The 20,985-nt window shown below is 57.1% G+C and carries 18 protein-coding genes and 1 pseudogene; 13 read left to right on the top strand and 6 right to left on the bottom strand.

Annotation, left to right across the window (positions count from 1 at the left end; translation table 11 throughout):
• Positions 1-6: 6 nt before the first annotated feature.
• The 9 genes from SO156_RS14265 (at position 7) to phnF (ending at position 10,409) form a co-directional block, all read left to right on the top strand.
• A complete protein-coding gene (locus SO156_RS14265; protein ID WP_498535219.1) occupies positions 7-456 on the top strand; it encodes a CopG family transcriptional regulator in 450 nt (149 codons plus the stop codon).
• 436 nt (positions 457-892) lie between these two features.
• On the top strand, positions 893-1,768 hold the full coding sequence (locus tag SO156_RS14260; protein WP_498535218.1) for a DUF2156 domain-containing protein: 876 nt from the start codon (positions 893-895) through the stop codon (positions 1,766-1,768).
• A gap of 794 nt (positions 1,769-2,562) precedes the next feature.
• Positions 2,563-3,735, top strand: a complete 1,173-nt coding sequence (locus tag SO156_RS14255) for an ABC transporter ATP-binding protein (protein WP_498535217.1) — start codon at positions 2,563-2,565, stop codon at positions 3,733-3,735.
• 59 nt (positions 3,736-3,794) lie between these two features.
• Complete coding sequence (locus SO156_RS14250) at positions 3,795-4,706, top strand: carbohydrate ABC transporter permease (RefSeq protein WP_498535295.1); 912 nt, start codon at positions 3,795-3,797, stop codon at positions 4,704-4,706.
• Positions 4,703-5,545: a carbohydrate ABC transporter permease gene (locus tag SO156_RS14245; RefSeq protein WP_498535216.1), complete on the top strand. Its 843-nt coding sequence runs from the start codon at positions 4,703-4,705 to the stop codon at positions 5,543-5,545. Before SO156_RS14250 ends, SO156_RS14245 begins: the two co-directional genes overlap by 4 nt.
• Before the next feature lie 20 nt (positions 5,546-5,565).
• Positions 5,566-6,831, top strand: coding sequence for an extracellular solute-binding protein (locus SO156_RS14240; protein ID WP_498535215.1), 1,266 nt, complete (start codon positions 5,566-5,568; stop codon positions 6,829-6,831).
• Between the two features lie 140 nt (positions 6,832-6,971).
• Positions 6,972-8,078: a hypothetical protein gene (locus SO156_RS14235; protein WP_498535214.1), complete on the top strand. Its 1,107-nt coding sequence runs from the start codon at positions 6,972-6,974 to the stop codon at positions 8,076-8,078.
• Between the two features lie 181 nt (positions 8,079-8,259).
• Positions 8,260-9,309, top strand: coding sequence for a succinylglutamate desuccinylase/aspartoacylase family protein (locus SO156_RS14230; RefSeq protein WP_498535213.1), 1,050 nt, complete (start codon positions 8,260-8,262; stop codon positions 9,307-9,309).
• Positions 9,310-9,689: 380 nt separating this feature from the next.
• Positions 9,690-10,409: a phosphonate metabolism transcriptional regulator PhnF gene (phnF, locus tag SO156_RS14225; RefSeq protein ID WP_498535212.1), complete on the top strand. Its 720-nt coding sequence runs from the start codon at positions 9,690-9,692 to the stop codon at positions 10,407-10,409.
• Positions 10,410-10,413: 4 nt separating this feature from the next.
• Here the strand turns inward: phnF and rraA are convergent, their stop codons facing one another.
• The 3 genes from rraA to SO156_RS14210 all read right to left on the bottom strand — a co-directional run bounded on the left by rraA (position 10,414) and on the right by SO156_RS14210 (position 14,210).
• Positions 10,414-10,908, bottom strand: coding sequence for a ribonuclease E activity regulator RraA (gene rraA, locus SO156_RS14220; RefSeq protein ID WP_498535211.1), 495 nt, complete (start codon positions 10,906-10,908; stop codon positions 10,414-10,416).
• Positions 10,905-11,786 carry a TauD/TfdA dioxygenase family protein gene (locus SO156_RS14215; protein WP_498535210.1) on the bottom strand — a complete coding sequence of 294 codons (882 nt, stop codon included), beginning with the start codon at positions 11,784-11,786 and terminating at the stop codon, positions 10,905-10,907. Before SO156_RS14215 ends, rraA begins: the two co-directional genes overlap by 4 nt.
• A gap of 807 nt (positions 11,787-12,593) precedes the next feature.
• A complete protein-coding gene (locus SO156_RS14210; RefSeq protein WP_498535209.1) occupies positions 12,594-14,210 on the bottom strand; it encodes a carbohydrate porin in 1,617 nt (538 codons plus the stop codon).
• Positions 14,211-14,781: 571 nt separating this feature from the next.
• Between SO156_RS14210 and SO156_RS14205 the strand changes: the two are divergent.
• Positions 14,782-14,952 (top strand): annotated as a pseudogene (locus SO156_RS14205) (Gp49 family protein); the annotation flags it as partial.
• 152 nt (positions 14,953-15,104) lie between these two features.
• On the opposite strand, the gene SO156_RS14200 reads toward SO156_RS14205, so the two are convergent.
• Genes SO156_RS14200 through SO156_RS14190 form a run of 3 tightly spaced genes read right to left on the bottom strand, consistent with a single transcriptional unit; the run spans position 15,105 to position 15,920 of the window.
• Positions 15,105-15,410 (bottom strand): TonB-dependent receptor, encoded by a 306-nt coding sequence (locus SO156_RS14200; RefSeq protein WP_498535294.1) that lies wholly within the window; start codon positions 15,408-15,410, stop codon positions 15,105-15,107.
• A gap of 39 nt (positions 15,411-15,449) precedes the next feature.
• Positions 15,450-15,743: a hypothetical protein gene (locus SO156_RS14195; RefSeq protein WP_498535208.1), complete on the bottom strand. Its 294-nt coding sequence runs from the start codon at positions 15,741-15,743 to the stop codon at positions 15,450-15,452.
• Positions 15,744-15,767: 24 nt separating this feature from the next.
• Positions 15,768-15,920 (bottom strand): hypothetical protein, encoded by a 153-nt coding sequence (locus SO156_RS14190; RefSeq protein ID WP_498535207.1) that lies wholly within the window; start codon positions 15,918-15,920, stop codon positions 15,768-15,770.
• Positions 15,921-16,492: 572 nt separating this feature from the next.
• On the opposite strand from SO156_RS14190, the gene SO156_RS14185 reads away from it, so the two are divergent.
• From SO156_RS14185 to SO156_RS14175, 3 genes are all read left to right on the top strand, one after another.
• Positions 16,493-17,758, top strand: coding sequence for an extracellular solute-binding protein (locus tag SO156_RS14185; protein ID WP_498535206.1), 1,266 nt, complete (start codon positions 16,493-16,495; stop codon positions 17,756-17,758).
• Positions 17,759-18,227: 469 nt separating this feature from the next.
• Complete coding sequence (locus SO156_RS14180; RefSeq protein ID WP_498535205.1) at positions 18,228-19,424, top strand: hypothetical protein; 1,197 nt, start codon at positions 18,228-18,230, stop codon at positions 19,422-19,424.
• A gap of 124 nt (positions 19,425-19,548) precedes the next feature.
• Complete coding sequence (locus SO156_RS14175; RefSeq protein WP_498535204.1) at positions 19,549-20,436, top strand: methylenetetrahydrofolate reductase; 888 nt, start codon at positions 19,549-19,551, stop codon at positions 20,434-20,436.
• Positions 20,437-20,985 lie beyond the last annotated feature (549 nt).

The following is a 20,985-nucleotide window of genomic DNA, read 5'->3' as shown; positions in this document are numbered from 1 at the left end:
GCTGAGATGAAGAAGGTCCAGCTCAGCATCTATCTTGATCCAGAGATCTTTCGCAGTCTTGAGGCATTCGCAAAACGTCAGGGCAAGCCGAAGTCGCTGGTTGCCGAGGCCGCCATTGCCTCCTTCCTGTCTCCCGATGAGTCCGAGCGGCGGGAAGCAGCGATAGCCAAGCGACTCGACCGGATCGTCCGTGTGCTCGAGCGCCTTGAGCGTAATGACGGTGTTACGCTGGAAACGATTGCCCTGTTCATCCGCTTCTGGTTGACGGCGACCCCAGCGTTACCGGAGCAGTCGAGCCCTGCAGCGCGCGCCAAGGGCGCTGAACGCTACGATCGCTTCGTCGAAGCGCTCGGACGGCGGCTCTCCAGCGGATCGAGCGTTCTTAAGGAAGTCAGTCTCGAATCGTATGACGCGGGGAGCCTTGATCCGACACAGGACAAAGCCGGTCCCACCTGATCAAGTCGCCATTCTAACTACGCCAGACTGCGATCGTAATCGTCGAGCAGTCGAAGGCGTTTCGCCGGTGTTAGTGCAGTCACCGTCCTTGAGCTCTCTGACGAAGGTTAGCACGACTAGGGACGCCGCAGGCCCTGAAAGAACGAGGGGCTAAGCAAGCTCCGCCTGATCAATCCGCCATTCCTTTCTTTCGGTACGCTAGAATGCGATCGTCATCAAGCGCTCGCTTGCGGCTGCCGTTACGTACCTGAAGCCGCTTCTAAGCGCTTGAATAACTTGCCAGCGATATTGACTACCAGAGTCGGTAGATTGAAGTGGCGGCAGCGGCGTCGTTTAGTTGCATCCCGGAAGGTGGTGCATGCGATGATGACTGCTTGCAGGGGGGCTCACCATGGCGTGGTCCATCAGAATGCACCATCTTCGGAAACGGACAGCCATGAAAAGCATCTTTGACGAGATGCAAGCGGTATCGATTGGGCATAAAATCAAGTTCGATCGTTACTTTGCCGAGTATCCTCCCAAATGCTCTGAAATGACATTTGCAAACATCCTGTGCTGGGCCGGCACGAAGAGACACCAGTTCTGTGTATATCATGATCACCTCCTGGTGTCCTATCAGCGCAAATCCGACACCGAACCGCAATTTTTTCCACCGATAGGCGAGCATCCGAAGAAAATCATGTTGGAGCCGCTTCCCGGACTCCGAACGTATCAATGGGTGAGGATTCCAAAGGCCCTTTCGGATGATCTTTCAGGAAGCGTCCCCATCGTATTCGATCGTGACAACAGTGACTACTATTACAACATCGAGGAGTTGACAACGTTGAGGGGCAAGAAGTTCGAAGTGAAGAGAAACAAGATCAAGAGGTTTTCCGGTCTCAATCCGAGAGTGCGATCGCTGCAGACATGCGATGCGGCAGCTTGCATCCAGCTTCAAGAGAGATGGCTAAGCGAGCAGGAGGCCGACCGAAGTTCGGCCGCGGAGGAGACCGCCGCCGTTAAGGCTGCTTTTCAGCACTTTGACTCTTTGGCAATTAGGGGAGTGGTAGTGGAGATAGATCAGACGCTAGTGGCTTTTGCCATCGGTGAACGGCTCAACTCTGAAATGTTTGTTGAACACTATGAAAAGGCTTTGCGGGAGTTCAAGGGCGCCTACCAGTACGTTCTTCATGCCTTCGCGGGAGAAATTGCAGCCGAAGCAAGGTTCCTCAATCGAGAGCAGGATCTTGGAATTCCTGGCCTGCGCGAAGCGAAGCTCGGCTGGCAGCCCGCCGGACTCGTAGAAAAGTACAGTGCACTGATATCCTTATAGTGATTTATGGATGTACCGACGCACAGCGATCATCGATCATCTTTCGGTGGAGAACTCGACGATTGACGCTGTCAATCTTAACAGCGAAGCCTCGGAAGCACTTGATCAGCGTGGGCTTTCGAAAAATCTCTACTCGCAAGATCTTATCGGTGTGCCTATGTGTGGCTGACGTTGTCATCGGCGCTGCTCGTTCCCGGCAAGAGCGCACGTCCGACAGTTCGACAGGGATCTGATGACGTCGATCGCGGCTCGTCCGATCTCGCGCGAACATGCCTAAAGACTTAGACCGAAAAGAGTGAGGTGCACACGACGGTGCGGTTCGCGTCGGCCTCTGCCTCTGCCTTGGTGTATCCGCGACGCCCGCATCCCTTCTCGCTAGCTCGACTAGGGCGTCGGCGAAGCGCCGACCGAAGTACATGAATCCGCTGTTTCGGCCCCGCACTTGTTCAGCCTTCAGCCGAGATAGGTTTCCATCGCCGTGAGATCACTGCTGGTCGAACTCTGGTCGGATGATGCCGCAGCTTTTGCCGCTCGTATCAAGCTCGGTTTGAGAGCGATCTCTACCAAAGTACGTACCTCATTCAGCGACGGCTCTTGCTAATCCGACACTTTCATCCCCCAAGCGCCCTTAATCAAGTCATCGCGGTTTAGCAAATTAATATCGAATTATGCGATTAGCGTCATTCGGCTGTAGCAATTCGAGTCTCTAAGGCCTCGCGCAACAATCGTCCAAACTAGGTGCATTTCATTCTCGAGCTCCGCAAAGACGTCACGAACATGTGGAAATAACGGTTATGGCATCGGTATTGATTGACAGCATCCGAAAGACTTACGGATCCACATCAGTCTTGCGGGACGTTTCGCTATCCATAGCGAATGGTGAGTTCCTGACGCTGTTGGGTCCCTCGGGTTGCGGGAAATCGACACTGCTGCGCATCCTTGCGGGGCTCGAAGTGCAGGATGTGGGGTCCGTCTCGATCGGCGAGCAGGTCGTGGACGGCCTCAGGCCAAAGCAACGGGACGTGGCCATGGTGTTCCAGTCCTACGCGCTCTATCCCCATATGACGGTCGCCTCCAACATGGCGCTGCCGCTTCGGATGCGTAGGCTCTCGACCTTCCAGAGGCTCCCTCTTCTCGGTCGCTTGCTGCCAGGAACAGCACGAGTCGCTGCCCAGATCGATGCGGAAGTCACCCGTACGGCCACGCTGCTGGGCATCGGCCACCTGCTGGCCCGCAAACCAGGACAGCTCTCCGGTGGCCAGCGCCAGCGCGTGGCGGTCGGCCGGGCGATGGTACGCCATCCGACCGTTTTCCTGATGGACGAACCGCTATCCAACCTCGATTCCAAGCTACGCGTGCAAATGCGCACCGAGATCAAGGAGCTTCACCAGCGGCTCGGAGTTACCTTTATCTATGTAACCCATGACCAGGCCGAGGCCATGACCCTGTCGGACCGAGTGGCGGTGATGCTCGATGGCGAGTTGTTGCAGGTCGCTCCCCCGCAGGATATTTATGCCGATCCGGACGACCGGCGCGTCGCCGAATTCATCGGCTCACCCAAGATTAACGTGCTCGACGGCGTGGTGCGGGAACGCGGACTGATCGATGTAGCCGGATCGACGCTTTCGATCGAGACCGATGCACTCGCCGGCACTCCGCTCACTCTTGGCATCCGCCCGGAGGCTTTTCATCTCGCCGACCACGGCGGCCGGGGCGCATTGACCGGTTCAGTGCGCATGATCGAGCATATGGGCTCGGATCTGTTCGTCCACCTCGATCTGGCGGGCGTCGATCACCCTCTGAACGCAAGGCTGCTCGCCGAACGGGCGCCTCATATCGCCCCCGGCCAGACCTTGCACGTAGGCGTCAGGCCGGACCGCGTGCTTCTCTTTGCCCGTGACGGGCGGCGCATGCCCCGGAACTCCGGCCGGGGATCAGTCACACTGATCCGGGAAATCGCCCGATGAACGAGCATATTGCTCTTTCTGGCGCCTCCGATAAGCCGGCGGCGACCGGTACCGTTGGAATGTTCCGATGGGCCGCCGCCGCATCAGCCCGCAGACGGGCCTTCACGCAAGCGCTGGCGGCCTGGATGCTGGCCGGGCCAGCCGTCTTCTTCCTCCTCGTTCTGTTCTTCCTGCCGGTGATCAGCGTCTTTGTTATCGCGCTGACCGACTGGCAGTTTGGAGCGCGTTCTCTTTCCTTCGTCGGTCTTGCCAATTTTCGCGAGGTCTTCGCTGACGAGGGCTTCAGGAGCTCACTGCTCAACACTGTCGTGTATGTTCTAATCGTCGTACCCGGCACTGTCGTCCTTGGTCTTCTGATTGCGCTTCTCATCGAACGCGGAAAGTCCTGTCGCTCGTTTTACCGTGCCATCCATTTTCTACCGTTCATGGCTACGCTCACGGCTATGGCCATTGCTTGGGAAGCGCTTCTGCATCCCACGATCGGCCTCGTCAACCAGACCCTCGCCGCCATGGGCCTGCCAACCGCCAACTGGCTGCGCAACGAGAATACCGCACTCCTGGTCCTGGCCGTCATTGGCATCTGGCAGAACCTCGGGTACGCCATGGTCTTGTTTCTCGCCGGTCTTAAGAACATCCCGCAGGATCTCTACGATGCTGCTGATGTCGACGGCGCCGAGCTTTGGCTCGACCGGCTGCGCACTGTCACACTGCCGCTGCTCGGGCCAGTCTCGATGTTCGTGGTCATCGTCGTGGCTCTAAGGGCATTCGAGTCTTTCGACACCGTGAAAGTGCTAACCCAGGGCGCGCCCGGCCACGCCTCCGAAGTCCTGCTCTACACGCTCTATCGCGAGAGCTTCGAGTATCTGCGTACAGGATATGGTGCTGCCGTTGCCGTCGTCTTTCTCGCCATCGTCGTGACGCTTACCCTCGTTCAGGCGGGCCTAATTGACAGGAAGGTGCACTACCAATGAGCGCCACCAGCCATCGTCTGTCGCCGCCGGCCGCTATTCTTCGACATGCCCTGCTGCTCGTCACTGGAGCGCTTACTCTTGTCCCCTTCGTGTGGATGGTGTCACTGTCGATCAAACCGCCGGGCGAGATCTTTCGCGCGTCCTTCTCCTTCTGGCCTTCGCAATTCTATGGCGTCGAGAATTATGCCAAGGCGCTGACCGAAGCGCCGCTGCTGCGCTATATGGGCAACGGCCTGATTGTATGCGCTTTGATCCTCGGCCTTCAGATCCTCGTCTGCGCCCCTTGCGCCTATGCGCTCGCCAAGCTGCGGTTTCCTGGCCGTGGTCTGCTTTTCGCCATGGTGCTCGTCGGTCTGCTGCTGCCACACCAGGTGCTCTCATTGCCGCTGTTCATCCTCGGCTACCAACTCGGCATCCTCAACACATATGCGGCGCTCATCTTCCCCTATATCGTCTCACCCTTCGGCATCTTCCTGTTCCGGCAGTTCTTCAAGACTATTCCAGATGACGTGGTTCACGCCGCGCGGCTCGACGGTCTCTCAGAAACCGCCATCGTTTGGAGGATCATGGTGCCGATGGCAGTGCCGGCCATCATAGCGTTCTCGATCTTTTCGGTGGTCGGCCACTGGAACGATCTTTTCTGGCCGCTGATCGCGGTACGTGACCAGTCACTGATGCCGCCACCGCTCGGCATCATGGCCTTCAAAAACGAAGAAGCCGGCAACGACTATGGTCCCCTAATGGCCGCCTCAACCCTCGTCGTGCTACCCCTCGTCATCGCCTTCCTTGCCGCGCAGAAGTGGTTCATCGAAGGAATGACGGGGGGAGCGGTCAAATAATAGACTAATCGAGCAGGCCGATGCTACTTTCACGCAGGATCTTTCTCTCGACAGCAACGGTTGTAGCCGCCGTGCCGATTTTAAAGGCTGTTGCGCAGTCCCAAACAACGATCCGGGTTTCCTATGCGCCAGCCTCGCTTAAAAACCTCTATGAGGCGCTTGCGAAGCGTTTCATGGATACGCGTCCAGATATCAAGGTCGTTCTTGATCTTCCCCTCGCCGACTACGACGACCTCGTTCAGCAAACGTTGAGGCAGAGCATAACGAAGCAAATCCCTGATGTTTCTCACCAGGGATTGAACCAGATCCGGCGTTTGGCCAATCGCCGAATTGCAGTGCCGCTCAGTGGTTTCATCGCGGACGATCCGGCTTGGAAGACGATTGGCGTTCCTTACGCCATCACGTCATGGGCGTCCTACGGCGACAAAATCTATGGCTTGCCTTTTGCGATTTCTATTCCGGTGCTCTTCTACAACGCAGATCTCGTCAAGAAGGCCGGCGGGGACCCCAACAGCTTGCCTGCCGACTGGGATGGCGTAATCGAACTCGGCAAGAAGATCGGTGCCCTCGGAGCGGGTTACAGCGGTGTCTATGTCGAACACACCAATCGCGGCTGGTCTTTTCAAACGCTCGTGGGCAGCTTTGGCGGCCGAATGATGAGTGAAGACGAAAAAAGAATCGAGTTCGATGGGCCGGCGGGCCAGCAGGCCCTGCAACTATTGCAACGCCTTGGGAGGGAAGGCCAGCCGGCGTTCGACACAGACCAGGCTCGGCAGGCGTTTCGGGCTGGCACGCTAGGCATCATCTCCGGCGCAAGCAGTGGGCTAAGTGGCTACCAGCAATCGGCGGCAGGCAAATTCGATGTAGAAGTCGGACCATTTCCGGTCTCTTCGACGAGCGTCAGACTTCCCGCCGGCGGAAACGCCATCGTCATCCTGGCCGATGATCCCTTGAAGCAGAAAGCAGCCTGGGAATACATCAAGTTCGCGGTGGGACCGGTCGGTCAAAGCATCATGGTTCAAACCACCGGCTATGCATCGGTGAATACCGCAGCAATGGAGGATTTCAGCGGGCTTGGTAGATTTTTCGAGGAACACCCCCAACACCGCGTCGCTAATCAGCGCATTCCGATGATGACCGGTTGGTACGCGTTCCCAGGCGAGAACAACTCAAAGATCGGCAGGCTCATTGAAGACTGTTGCCAACTCGTCGTCTCGCAGAAGCAGGATCCTGCCGCAGCTCTTTCAAGCCTGAGGAAAGACGTCGAGAGTCTTCTGCCTCACTGAGAAGCCTGCGCGGCCGGCATCCGATCGCAAGCGCTATCACTCGGCAGACCTCCGCTGAATGAAATGAAATTGATGATGGTTGAGTAGACTCCCAAATTCTCTCTTTCCCGGTAGCAATGATGTGCGAGCGAAGCATAGCTGTGACAAGAGAAAAGGCTGACACGATCTGGTTCGCCGGCGAGGAGCGCTTGCTACGTACCGGCGTCGCAGGCCTGAGATATCTGCGCAGAGGTCACGACGATCAGCCTCTCGTCATCTTTCTGCCGGGCGGCGCGCATCTGGGGCGCATTGCATATGGTGACCCGACGTCTTCTCGTTTTGATTTTCTGGACTATTGGCTCGAAGAACGAGGGATCGGACTGGCGGCGTTGTCTTATCCCAGTGACCATCCAGCCATCGACGCGATCATCCCCACTCTCACGATTGACGGTTGGGCGCAATGGATTGCGACGGCAACCGCCGAGGTTCTACAAAAAACTCCAAATCGTCCGGTCATCGTCGCCATGTGGAGCATGGCAGGGCGGTCGGCCGCAGCGGTCAACGCGAGACTTTTGGAACAGGGAATTGAGGTCGTCTGCTTTATTTCGTTGTCCGCTACGTCTCCACTTCCAGGTCTCAGTCTGGTCAAGCATGGCGGCGAGCCGCTTACACCTAGCGGCTTGTGGGCGCGAACCACCGCTTCGGCGCCGGACGGCATTCGAGATAGTCATATTCAGCGCTTCCTCTGGAGTTTGGCGGATCAAGCGCGGCGTAACGGTCGGCAGCTTCTCGACGAAGAGATCTATTTGCGCGATTATCTTTGTAACACTCCGATCATGCTCCGAGGCTCTGCACAGCGCTACACCAAGCTCGGGGTAATTTGGGACAAGGAAGCGGCCGAGGCCGATATGAGGGCCACTCAGTTTGCCTCTTTTCCACTGACGGCCACGATCGCACCCACCGATAGATCTGATGAAGGGCACGCGTTCGGCGATCAGAGCGCCTGGAGTTTTTTCAACGTGCAGATGATCCGGGCTATCGCGGCGCACTCAGAATTGGAAGCCAAACAATGGGAATATCTGCGAGAGTTGACCCGCGAGCTTCCTAATCGGCTTTATCGGGAGGTCCCCGGAGGTCATTTCTTTTTTGTCGGAAAAGCGGGCGCGAAAGCAACAGTGGACCAAATGGCGCACCTTATCGTTGAGGTTCGACGATTGCAGACGGAGATCAAAGATATCCTCGAACCAAACCGCAGCACAAGACCATAAAGCTAGCAGCTGAATACGAATCCAACGCCGCTCTACGCGTTCGAAGAACTCATCGACCTGACCCGCACCATGTCGCGGGCAAGTCCGACCTGGGCAGGCCGCATTCGAGAGCCGTAGAACATGTCGCGCGACTAAGCCTTCGTCGGAAACTCGATCCCATAGAACTGTTAGGAGAACCCTCATGACGCAGGCACTATTCAATGCCGGTGATGAATACCCGCAAGGTCGGAGCCGCATCTGGACCGACATTGACCTGGATGGTGAAGGCAAGGCTGAAGGCTATCTCCGACTGCCAAGTTCGCGTCACCTCCACGGTGCTAGCTGGATTCCAATTCCGATCGCTCGCTTCAAAAACGGCGACGGCGCGCGCGTGCTCCTAATGGCTGGCAACCATGGCGACGAATTCGAGGGCCAGGTCATGCTGATGAAATTGCTGCGCGAACTCGAAATCAGCGACGTCCGTGGGAAGATCCTCATCTTGTCTGCCGCCAATGCACCGGCCGCCTATGCCGGGCGCCGCACCTCGCCCCTCGACGATGGCAATCTAAACCGGAGCTTTCCGGGTGATCCGAACGGCAGCCCAACCCGGATGATGGCCCATTATATCGAGAATGAACTGCTTCCCCGGGTCGATCACGTCTTTGACTTCCATTCGGGCGGCTGTTCGTCTGAATTCGTTCCCTCGGCGCACATCTTCTATTCCGCCGATGCCGCTCGTCTCGCACGCGGGCAGCATTTCTTGAGGGTCTTTGGGATGCCGACAAGCATCATCGTGAAAGGCCTGATGGGCAACGACCAAAAGTTGTTTGGTGCCTGCGAACGCGCCGGCGTTTCGCACATGTCAACTGAACTTGGGGGCGCAGGTCGCGTATCCCCTGATGCGCTCCGCCTGGCCGAACAGGGGCTGCGGCGCCTGTTGTTCGATCTTGGCGTGGTCACGCGCCCGCTGACAGATGTGCCGGCTCCACCCCCGACACCACTGATGACTCGCCTGCCGACCCGACGATATGTCTACGCTGAGGAGACCGGACTGTTTGAGCCATTTGTCGAGCTTGGCGCGACGGTCACAGCCGGTCAGCGTGCCGGCGCGATCCACTTCCCGCGAACGCCGTGGCGACCGCCCGCTGTCGCGCATTTCCGAGATTCGGGGACGGTGTTCGCAATACGCTCAGTCGCTCTGACCGACCTTGGCGATGAACTATTCATCCTCGGGGTGCCCTGGGAAGGCTAGTCCGCGCCGCGCATCTCAGCCGCAAAAAGATCGCACCCCCTGCTCTCCCGCCGAACTGATATTGAACCGAGCTCGATTGCGGCTCGCAGGTCATCTCAAGCGGGAGATGCTGCAATGCCCTCTTACGGTGGCCGGATTAACGGATGGCCGATACATGATCGTGACAGCCATCCCGCGCGAGCGAGCGGCTGCGTGTGGGCCATTGGGCAGAAGTGGCGTCGGAGGCATTCCGATTCTCCTCTGTACCCTTTCGCCCTGCCTTCGCCGGCGGCCCAAAACCTGGCGATGCGATTTTTAGATCAAGCGACTTCGCAACCACTTGACGTGCGGCAAACCTAGCTGAATAGGTTTAAGCAGGCGACCAAAATTGTGAGCTGACTGTGACGCTTTGGCGTGAAATCGCGGACGACCTGATCCATCAGATCGACAAAGGCGGCTTGGCACCAGGGGTCCAACTGCCGACGGACGAGGAGCTTTCTAAGCGCTACAGTGTCAATCGGCATACCATCCGCCGCGCGCTCACCCACCTCGCTGGCGAGGGCTTGGTACGATCCGAGCGGGGGCGGGGCACTTTCGTCGTGGAAGGTGCCTTAGTCTATCGTCTAGGATTAAAGGTCCGCTTCGAGGAGAACCTGATTGCCAACTCTCGTGTGCCAAGCCGCAGATTGCTGTTCTTCGCCGAAACCGCGCCACCCCAATTGATCGCCTCCGCCCTGAAGCTGAAAAAGGGTCAGCTCACTGTCTTAGCGACCTTGCTCGGCGAGGCGAACGGCGTACCGATTCACGTCTGGCAGGCCTATTTCCCGACCAAGCGCTTTCCCGACACCAAAGCCGCATTGGCTGCTCTGCAGGCCGGCGACAATACCGGCCTTACGCTGACGGAGTTCCTCGACGCGGTCGGGGTAGGCGAGCACAGGAGGGGCCAGGTCCGATTGCGCACGCGACTACCCACGCCGACCGAAGCCAGTCAGTTAAAGATGGCGAGGACGGAGCCGGTACTGCAATTCGACGCGCTCAATGTCGATCACGCGGGTGCGCCGGTCTTTTTCGGCGTCACCGTAGCCTGTGGCAGCCGCATTGACGTTGTGCTCGACCTCTGATTCTTCAGGCCTCCTCAAGAGCGACGACGACCGCCCCGTCGGGATCCACCGCTACCCAATCTCCTGGACGGACAGCAACGCCTGCAATGTCAAGCTGGATTCCCCCTTCATCCCTGCCTTTCTTGAAGGGGCGTCGCGGGCTCGAGCCCAGGGCGATACAGCCGATCGCGGTCGCGGCGACCTCAACGGTGTCGCGCAAGACGCCATGAATTACGGCCCCCGCCCATCCGTTCGACTGCATCAGCCGCGCGAAGCGTCCACCGAAGACGGCGGGATGAAGCCGGCCGGTGTTGTCGATGACTAATACCCGCCCCTTACCAGGGCCTTCCAAAATCCCGCGGATGAGCGTCGTGTCATCGTCTGTACGGACGGTCGCCGCGCGCCCACAAAAGGTTGCTCGGCCGCCGTAGGCACGCCAGGGTAAAGCGATGATCTGCGCCGCTTCGCCGAGTTGGTCGCAGAGATCGGCCGTGGCAACGGGCCAAGCTTCAGGGGTCATGATTGGAAAGCCTCGAAGGAGGCTCCAAAAGTGGAGGTATGCCACAGCAACCGCTCCTGGCTTCCATCGAACGCCTCGCGCATGTGGAGGGTGAAGCGGTTGTCCCACAGCAGCAGGTCTCCGGGCAGGATCGCCGCACCCCAAATGCAACCCAAAGATCGTTCCGGCGACAGCAGGAAATCCCAAACGGTCGTCGCCAAGGTCCGGCTGTCCGCATCATCCAGGCCTTCGATGACGCAGTCCGTTTGCCGCGGCGGCATCAGACACGGAGCGCCAGAAGCGGGATCGCGGACCACGAGCGGCCACCACGGCCCGATCCGCTTGCGCTGCGACGGGTCGGTCATTGCGGCCAACCGCTCGGCGTCTGCCTCGTCATGGTTGTATGGCGAGTAGTGGATGGCGCGGCGGCCCACGATTTGGGACTTAAGACTCTCTGGCGCCTGGCGATAGGCTTGGGCCAAGTCCATGAAGACGGTGCGGGGCGGACAGGATGGCGCTCTGCGACCATAAAGAAAGGTCAGAGTGGTCGGGACCTGCAGATAGGTGCCGTCGGTGTGCCAACTGTTTTCAGCTGCGTCACCGTCACCAATCTTGGTTCCATGGGCGCTCCCATTCGCTACGATCTTGATCTGCGGGAATTCCTGAAAATGCGCGCCCTCCAAGCTGGCGCGCTTGAGCGCTCGAACCGGGCCAAAACTCTTGGCGATTGCGACGAAAGACGCGGGCGGCAGTTCCAGACCGCGCACGCGAAGCAGCCGATACTTGGCTAGTGCGTCACGCAAAGCTTCGATGTCGGCGCGCGAACTGGTCTCGTGATCCCATCCATTGACATCGGCGCCGAGAAAATCGCTGAGCGGTGTGAAGGTCAAATCGGTCATTCAGTGCTCCTGCTAAGACTTTCGTGTGCGGCGCAGCCGTCAGTCGAACAGTTGGCCGGTCCTTAAATATAGTTGTCTAGGTTTGTTTTGATGTCAACCGGCATGCACGCTGGCCCTTGTCTTCAAATGAAATCTAATCGTAGCGTGCCTTGATGAGCTTGGAGGGATCTTCCGCAGGCGGCCTATATCGACGTGGACCAGCGAAAAGGCGCCATCGCAATTTCGATGACGTTCACGAGCCGGTCCAAGCAAGTCTGGCTTCACGAAACCGATTTTAGTTCGACTTTGTATTCGTCTTTTGACGAGCTCGCGCACTCGACCTGGGTGATCTGCACTTGAGCCGCACCCTTTGGATATGGGCTGATCCGGCGACGGCGTACCGCTGCAAACTCGTTGGCAACGCCATGGGCTGAGATGATGAGCTTCCTCGCTGTGACCAAGACAGTCATGCGTCGAGTTCGCAGTCTACCTTCTTTCGGATCCCTCCATTGAAACGATCAAGAGTGCCCATTGGGACGAGCATCGAAACGGTCATTCGATCGAAACGACCGACGCGATGTCGCGCAAGTGAGCTGAAGCCGTCGTCATCAAGGGCGCAATGGTCGAGGCCGAGAAAGCCGTGGCAATCAGGATTCACGATTCCCAGCCAGACTGTCCTGCTACACCTTCCCCGACCCTGGCCCGTCGTCAAAGTTGCACGCTATTACGAAGCTCGGCCCTGTGCACCTTAAGAAGGGTCGGGGACGCAGCGACAAGATCAAGCAGTGCTGCGCCTGGCGTCCCCGATGATGCCCCAGCCCTGAGAGCCTAGAAGAACACTGTCGTAGAGAAGGAAAAATTCAGAGCGTGGCCCGTTTGGGGTGTGTATGTAATGCTCGTCGGGTGATCGATGTATGTTAGGCCTACGTTTGCATAAATTCCTGGTGCAAGGTGTGCGGTATAGGTTCCAGAAATTGCTTTACTGTCGGTATGGACGAGACTCCTCTTCGCTGCGGCAGCATCCACCGCAAAGTTGCTCCAGACGGTATCAGTGGCAACAACAGAAATCATGTCCGTGGGACGCCAGTCAAAAGGCCCCTTTGCATAAAGACGAAGTTCATAATATTGGCTAACCTTGTTCAGATCAGGCGGAGCCCCCATCACCGAAAATCCGCCATAGATACCGCGAGCTGCCAAGCCCTGGACATCGGTCTGCCAGAATTGCCTGTCGGCGGCGACGTAGTAGAAATTGTTCTCGTTAGCTCTCGGTTGGGTCGGATGCGCCAGGTTCGTGTAGTTGCTGTTGTTGAATCCAACGCCCGCCCGTAGCCACGTTTCCGGTAACCCGGGAGCAGCCTTGTTCTTATAGCCAGTCTCATCAAGCAAGAGAACGCCGGCGTTAGCCGTGCTCCAGTTTAAGCCCGTGGGATTTTGGGTTATCTGTGCAACTTGACCGTCTGGACTGAGAGAGCGCTGAATCGTGCCTTTGTTATACAGTCGATCATCAAAATTGTACTTCACGACGATAGCTGGCGTCGGCGCGGGGTTGTTGCTCATGCCCCCCTGGTACAGGACGTTCGACGAAGGTCCAAAAACGTTTGCTCCAGCGTTTCCTCCGACCACTGTGCCTGCAAACTCATTTTGATTTGGGAGATAGCCGAACTTGAGTTCGACCGTCTTGTCGAAAAGAGTTTGATAGTAGGAAACTGTATCGATGCCCACTCGATCTGGGCCTCCGGGCTGCCACGTCCAGGATTGCTGCTCGGCCGACACGACGATCTGACCATCGGGAATCCCAAATCGACTGAGATCATAGGTGACCCACAGGTAGTTTACGGTATTAAATGTCGGATTCTGGCCGTTATATAGTTGATTGGCGATGGTGCTCTTGGCTGCGTTTGGTAGAACATTGTATGCAAAACTGTTCTGCGTCCAGCCCACGTAACCGATTCCGACGTCTGCCAGCGCCGATCTGAAGCCGCCGATATCCGGATCTATCGTATCGGCGGCACCGGGCACGCTGAGCCACCTGCCTTTTACGGCGAGCTTGTCGAATCTTGCGAACCGATCAGCCTTTTCTTGAGCTTTGCTTTTGCCTACTCCATTCGCATTGTCGCTCGTTGAATTAGGCGTCCTGATAGCTTGCGCTAGCGCCGAGTTGCCGACGCGACTCGCTGCTTCTTTTTTTTCACGGCCGTTCTTGAGTTCTGCCGCCGGAGCGATCGTCTTTTGCGCTCTTCTTTCGGCAACATCATCCGCAGCGTCACTTTTTGAATTGGACACGTTAGCCGCTTGGGCCAGCGTGGAGCTGCCAGCAAGACTAGCTGCCAGGGACAGTGCGATAACAAGCCCCTTTTGCTTTGCACTGGTCCGAAGGCTGACAACAGGTTTGGCAGCCGGGCTGCGTGCGCTAGAAATGTCGGTGCCGTTTATCTCAACTCGCATATTAACCCCGAGAACAGGAGGAACGTTGGCGCCGCTCCATCGCATTGAGGCGACAACAAGGGGATGACGTTAATCGAATAATTCGATGTGATGTCCCGCAAGATGCGATGACGCCCGACGGCGGGAAGAACCCATGTTCCGGCGCGACGAGCTCATTCAAAATGTGCCTCCCTTACGCATTATTTTCCCGAAGGGCCGGCTCGCACTTGTGGACGTCATGCCAGCAAGCCGAGACAGTTCGTTAGGCTCGAGAGCCGCGCGGCCGGGTGCCGGACTCTCTCCGCTGATCTGGCCTTGTGTGACGGTCGAAACCGGCTGACTGGCTCTTCTGAGTGCCGACTGGAGCACTCTCCACAGTCGTCATCCAAAAGAATCATCCGCTCGGGCGGAACTAGTGGCGACGCTTGGCAAGAGCGTGACAAGGGACTCGACGCGATAGGACGCAGCGCAAAGCGATAAGTCGCGGGGTCGCCGACCGACGGTTGAGGATCGATCTGTCAATGCATAGGGGTTCGTTGCAGCGCACTTCTGGAAAGCGGATCAAGATGCTCGTCATTCAGGTTTCCCGGGCGCGACGATGACAGTTTGTGCGCTCAAGCTCCGCAATGGCTTCCTGGTCATTGGCGAAAGCGCTGCGGCATCGCCGGAAAACTTCGATGAGGCAATTGGCAAGCGCATTGCTCGTGACAATGCCCGCAATCGTATTTGGGCTCTCTCAATCATGCGGAAAAAGGGGCAATGACGGCATCACGGAGCTTCTTTCGTATCAGCGTTCATTCGGTCGATAGCACCAGAGAATTGCAATGGGCACGCGGCGTTGCGAGCATGCTCAGAACCGTCGCGGACGTAAAGCATCAGCAACCGTGCGCGTGCAGCCCAACTGCAGCGCAGTCGTTAAGCGCCTAGCGGCTGCGAGGGTCGCGTTCGGCGCCTCAGCGATCCATTGCCCCGTCTGAATACTCTTGGCACTGTTGAGACTGCCGTTGTCGAAAACGTTGAAGCCATTACCGATGTAGAGACTGTTCCTTCGAGCTCGACACCCCTGTAGATCACCCCGCCCTGGTTGAAGTAGTTGGTAATGCCGTCGATCGTTGGTGACCCGATCATATTCTGGAAATCGATGTAGTAGACGTCGCCTGCAAGCGTGAAGGCCTTGCTCTGGTAGCTCGTGCCGACTTGATAGTTCCGGGTGGGTTTCAGGTTGGATATTCCCAGCGCTGGGCAGAGCGTAGGACGGAGTCAAAACGCCTTCTGCGGCCTGCGCATAAATCGACCAGTTGGATGAAAGCTTGTAATCTGCGGCAAGCGACGGCAGAACCTTCGTCCAGGTCTGGCGTAACTCAACGGCCCCCGTGTATTGGGATCGACCATCGAATCATAACTGCGGTTGACAGAGGCGTATTTGGCGCCGATCGTGATCATCAGGTCGGGCAGCGCGTTCCAGTTCACATCGACGTAGGGCTGCGCAGTATCCAACGCGAGATGTTGATCGTACACGGTGGAAATGACCTGCTGCGCCAGCGTCATGTCCACACTGTAGTTTGCCCGATACCCCGGCTAGTGCTCGGCCCACGTGCCGACACTGGTGTCGCCAAAAGGCAGATCTTTTTTGTTGACTTCGCCGAAGGAGCGGTAGTTTCCCGGATTTGACGTGCCAGGCAAGTTAAGTGCGCTAAGCGGCGTGCCAACCGAATTGTCGCTGGCATCCATCGCCAATCGTCGCTCTGCTTGTCGTTAGTGTGCATTTACAGAAATGGCGTCCTCGATCCGCGGCCGTGATCAACTCTCATCGACGGGACGATGCGACCGCCGGACCCACGCGACGGCGGATCGATGAACTCTTGCGCTCAAGATATTCCGAGGATGTGAAGCGCATGAACCGATCGGATGGCGACTGCGATCAAGACACCGACGGTACCCGCGCCGTTCCGGACGAGGCACGCATCAGATCTCGCCCAGTCTTGCATCGAACTATTCGATGAACGTCATCAAGTTGTAGTAGTTCGAGTTTCTAAGGAGCCCGCACTCGCATCTGGTCGCGACTGTACCCGCGATCTTTGATATGACCAAAGAGCGGTGATTGCTGGCGTCATGGTGCGTCGCGCCGGGCCGAATGATTGAAACGCACTAATACATGGTGAAAATTGGATCGCCTTGAAGACGTGTCTTGGCTGCCGGCTGCGATACTTTAGTACAAGGCCCGCATCGGCGTCATGCAACGCGCCTCTAATCCTTTACGCGGCTCCCAAGCCTGCTGTTGTCTTAGGAACTCGGAGTTCACTATGCGTCGGGCAGTTCTCATCGCATGCGTCTTGCTTGGCACGATGTCTGGTTTAGCGTCGCCGACCTCTGCCAAGACCATCATCCGGATCACAGCTGCTCCGGCGGCGTGGGCACCCATGTTCCGCGAACTCGCGACGCAGTTTGAAAGGAAAAATCCAGAGATTGCCGTAAAGATCGAAGCGCAGAACATGAATTTTGAATCTTTGACCGAACAAACATTGCGTGCGGCAATCACGGGCGATCTACCCGATATGACTCTCACGGGCAGCAATCAAATTAGGGTGTTTGTCGAGCGTGGCTATGCCGTCGATCTCGGTCAGCTAATGTCGGACGATCAAGAATGGGCGGACGTAAGCTATAGCTCCGCTGCAGCGGACGCCGGACGCATCGACGGGCACGAGTATGGTTTGACTCTCGCGGCATCGATGCCGGTGATTGCCTACAACAAGGAGCTCATTGCAAAGGCGGGCCGTGATCCTGATGCATTTCCGAGTGAGTGGCGGGATATTATCAATCTGGGCAGAGAAATCGGTGCCATCGGTCAGAATACCATGGGTTTTTACTTCGATCTCGAGGCGAGCGGAAACTGGACATACCTATCTCTGCTCGAAAGCGCTGGAGGGACGATGGCGACAGCGTCGGACGATGCCGCTTTTGCTGGTCAGCAAGGATTGTGGGCGCTGCAGATCATTCGACAGATCGGCGAAGCCGGTCAAGGTCATGCGGATATGTCACGAGATCAGGCTCGTCAGGCGTTCACTGCCGGCAAATTGGGAGCTCTTGTCATAGCCAGCTCAGGCATTGGGGGAGTCCAGAAACAGATCGGGGGACGTTTCCCGCTGGGAGTTGCGCCCTTTCCTGTCCCATCACCCAATGGTCGGCTACCTGTCGCCGGCTTGACTGCAGTTTTGTTTACGAAAGACCCAGCAAGAGCTGATGCAGCATGGAAATTCTTGAAATTTGCAATGACGCTATCCTCCCAGGCAGCCATCGTGAAGAGTACGGGAATGATTCCGTTCAACGAGAAGGCAATCAACGAGCAGAACTCGCTTGGAAACTTCTACTTGTCCGAGCCCTTGTTTAAGGTCGCATTGGTAAATCGGGATCGGGTGACCAGCTGGTATTCATTCCCGGGACCGAATTCGATCAAGATCTTCAATACCATCAAGGGCATTCTGCAAAAAGTCGTAACGCTCAAATCGACTCCCGAAGAAGCGATGCGGGAAATGAAATCGAAGGTAGCGGCACTTATCGCACGGCAATAGAAGCGCCAAACCTGTGGGAGGAGCAGCTGGAAGCGCTAAACATCTGTTGCAGTCAAAATCTTCCTTGTTGGTGAAAGAGTGCCCAAGCCGTTAAGCGTGCCGGTTCGCCGTTGAGAGCAATCGCGCACCCGACACGACTAACGTGCGGCCTTCACCTTCTCAGGTGGCGCGCGATCAAACTGCCCGGAGGGAAACCTGGCGTCAGCGAAAGAAGGCTGGATCGAGTTTTTGCTGTGCCGCGCGAGAGTGCTGATTATCAGCCCGCTTCCGTTGACGCAGGCGATCGACCCCCTCGGATGGTGCTTCTCGAACGACATCATCGGGCGGTTCGCCTGGCTCGCGTATTGGGACCGGGATCACCAGAGCATGCATGTGGCGCCGCCGGATTTCCACAAGCTATCAATTGAAAATTTGCTGGGACCTCCACCTCAGTGAGGCAAAATGCTGCGCTATGAACAAAGAGGCTGACATGTTGACCGTTAAACGACCTGCTCTCGCGCTGGCCGAAGCTCAAGCGATTGAAAAAGCGGAACCTGAGAACGATTTTCGGTTCTATGACAACCGGCAGAAGTACCTGATGTTCGTCAACACCTGCAGCGAGAAGCGCATCGTTTCCGAACGAATAGCACTCGAGCTTGATAGTATTCACCCGCGCCCGCCTGCTTTGCGCGTATTTGACGCTGGCGTTGGTGATGGAACGGTGTTGGCCCGTGTGCTGCGATCTATGCATCGGCGCTACGAGAATGTTCCTTTCTATGTCGTCGGGAAGGAAATTAGTCTCGAGGACATACGTTTGACGCTTGAGAAGCTTGCTGACCGCTTTTACGAGCACCCGACGACCGTGGTCGTTCTGACAAATCTTTACTATCAGGAAGCCCCCTACCTTTCGCCGAGCTCGGCATCAGCGGCATCAAGACTCGTCTGGCAAGAAGTCGCCCTTACAGGGAAGACCGCAGCAGAGTACGAGCGTCAGATCAATGACCTCGAGCCGTTTCTGGCGCAATATTGGAAAGCCAGCGTAAGCAAGAAGTCCGGAAATCCCATCTATGAGCGCCCGGTCGTTCTGGTGCTGTACCTGGAGAGTTGTCAGTTCCTCCTGGACCAGATCATCCCCAGGCAGGGCGCGATTGCGGCGGACTACGACCTTATTATCGCTTCGCAACCCTATAGGGCGCGCGCATCCGCCGAGTTCAAGGCAAAGAAAGTCGTTGCACCACTGGCCTTGGCCCTTGCTCCGGGAGGACGGCTGATCGGCATTCATTCGTGTGGGGCCGACCCGGGTCTCGAAATCATTCAAAGCGTGTGGCCCGGCGAGCAGCCCTTTGCAAACGATCGGCGAGATATATTGCGCGAAACCGAGGCTGCGATGGGAGATAAGGCGCGCCAGTACAGATTCACCGCGCTCACAGATGAGCAGTCAAAATTTAAGTACGTAATGTACACGCTCCCCCATGAGATTGATGCTGACGTAACGTCGATCGGGACGTCAACACTATTTGCAGCTTGGAATAATGCAAACTATGTCGCGCAGATCGAGGACGAGCGCCTGGCCAGAGCGATGACGGACGATCAGTACCTGGAATGCACAAAGGACATTCTGCGCAAGCATAACGGACTCTGGTTCTGGGACGAGTCCTACGTCATCTCACGAAAGAACGAGCTGTGAAACAGGTCGTTGCACTTCGAAGTGTGGGCCAATCCAGCGCGCTTCCGACCTCGCTCAAACTTGCTGGTAACTGTACCTGCCGGACGGGCCTGTGCGCATCGTCCGATCTGCAAAGGAAACACCCATGATCTCCTCAAACACCCAAGGCGATGACGAGGGGAAAGCGTCCCAGCAATTCCTCAGTCAATACTCAATCGAGATCACGCCGCGCGATATCGGCGCGGTCGAAATGGCGAGCCGAGTTCTTCCACTCGGGACAGAGGTTTATCTTCCGAGCATATCAGGAGAGCCAACGGACGCAGTTGTTGCAAAAGCTCAAAAGCTTAGGATGGCGGGCTTCATTCCGGTGCCTCATGTGGTTGCGCGCAGATACGAGAGCTATCGTCAGCTGGAGACGACGCTTGCTCGACTGCAATCAGAGGCTGGCGTTGATCGAGCGCTGTTGCTGGGAGGCGACGTTGGGCGAATCGCCGGGCCATTTCCCTCTGGTCGAGCAGCACTTGAGACGGGCTTGTTCGCGCACTATGGGTTCAGGCGTCTTGGCTTTGCGACTTACCCGGAGGCCCATCCGCTCATACCCTCCGATATAATAAATCACGAGCTTGATCAAAAAGTATCATCGACTGTTCGGCAAGGGATCGAACCTTGGTTGGTGAGCCAGTTTTGCTTTGAGGCCGATGCGATCACGGCGCATTTCGATCATTTGAAGGTGAGAGGGATAGCGGACGATCTTCGCATCGGATTGGCTGGACCGACAACGTTGAGGAGCGTGATGCGCTTAGCGCGCGTATGCGGTGTGAACGGATCTGCGCATGCCTTGCGCTCGCAAGGTCGGAGGCTCGGCCGTCTTGTGACCAGTTATGAGCCGCGAGACTTGGTCGATCGAATCGTGCTCCAACTGCATTCGAAGGCAGAATTGCGATCATTGCGAGCGCACTTTTTTAGCTTCGGTGGACTTCAGCAGACGGCAAAGTGGATCGATGAATACACGGGCAAGGCCGGAGTGGCGTAAACGTGGAGCAGAGGCCCAAGGCCGCGCTCCGCTATGCTCTTCGGTCGGAGGCGAGAAGCGGAGTCGGTGAGCGGAACGTCAAGGGCTTACCTATGGGAAGCGCTTGCAAGCCCTCGTATCCACCGGTTTGCACATCATGCGCCATCGCTTTGATCGGGAACGATACGCGAAAATTTCCTCGATTGCCAATGAACCCTCGCTGTGTTGGGTAACGTGCCCATCAGAACGACTGCCACAGGGCAGACCTTCGGAAAGAATAAAGGAAAATGATCGCGACCAGCGCCCATCATTGGTGTACTTGTCGCTGGCGGCGAACCTCGAATGTGCCTCAACGTCGTCGTCGGGGCATGAGCGCGATTTTCGACGTCTGTAATTGCGACAGATGCAGCGCGCTTCGTCGCTTTAGGAGCGCTGCCAAATCTATTATGCTCTTTGCCTTGCTATTCGCTCGGCCGCGACGCTCGGGAAGGTCTCTCCGGAGACAGACGCTGAAACTGGCCCACGTAGCTCGGTGCGACTCTCAATCGAGGGGCATCGAGGATATGCTTT

It is taken from the genome of Bradyrhizobium sp. UFLA05-125 (assembly GCF_059803515.1).
Note: the sequence above shows the minus strand (reverse complement) of the source record. Positions and strands in the feature narration are given on the sequence as shown.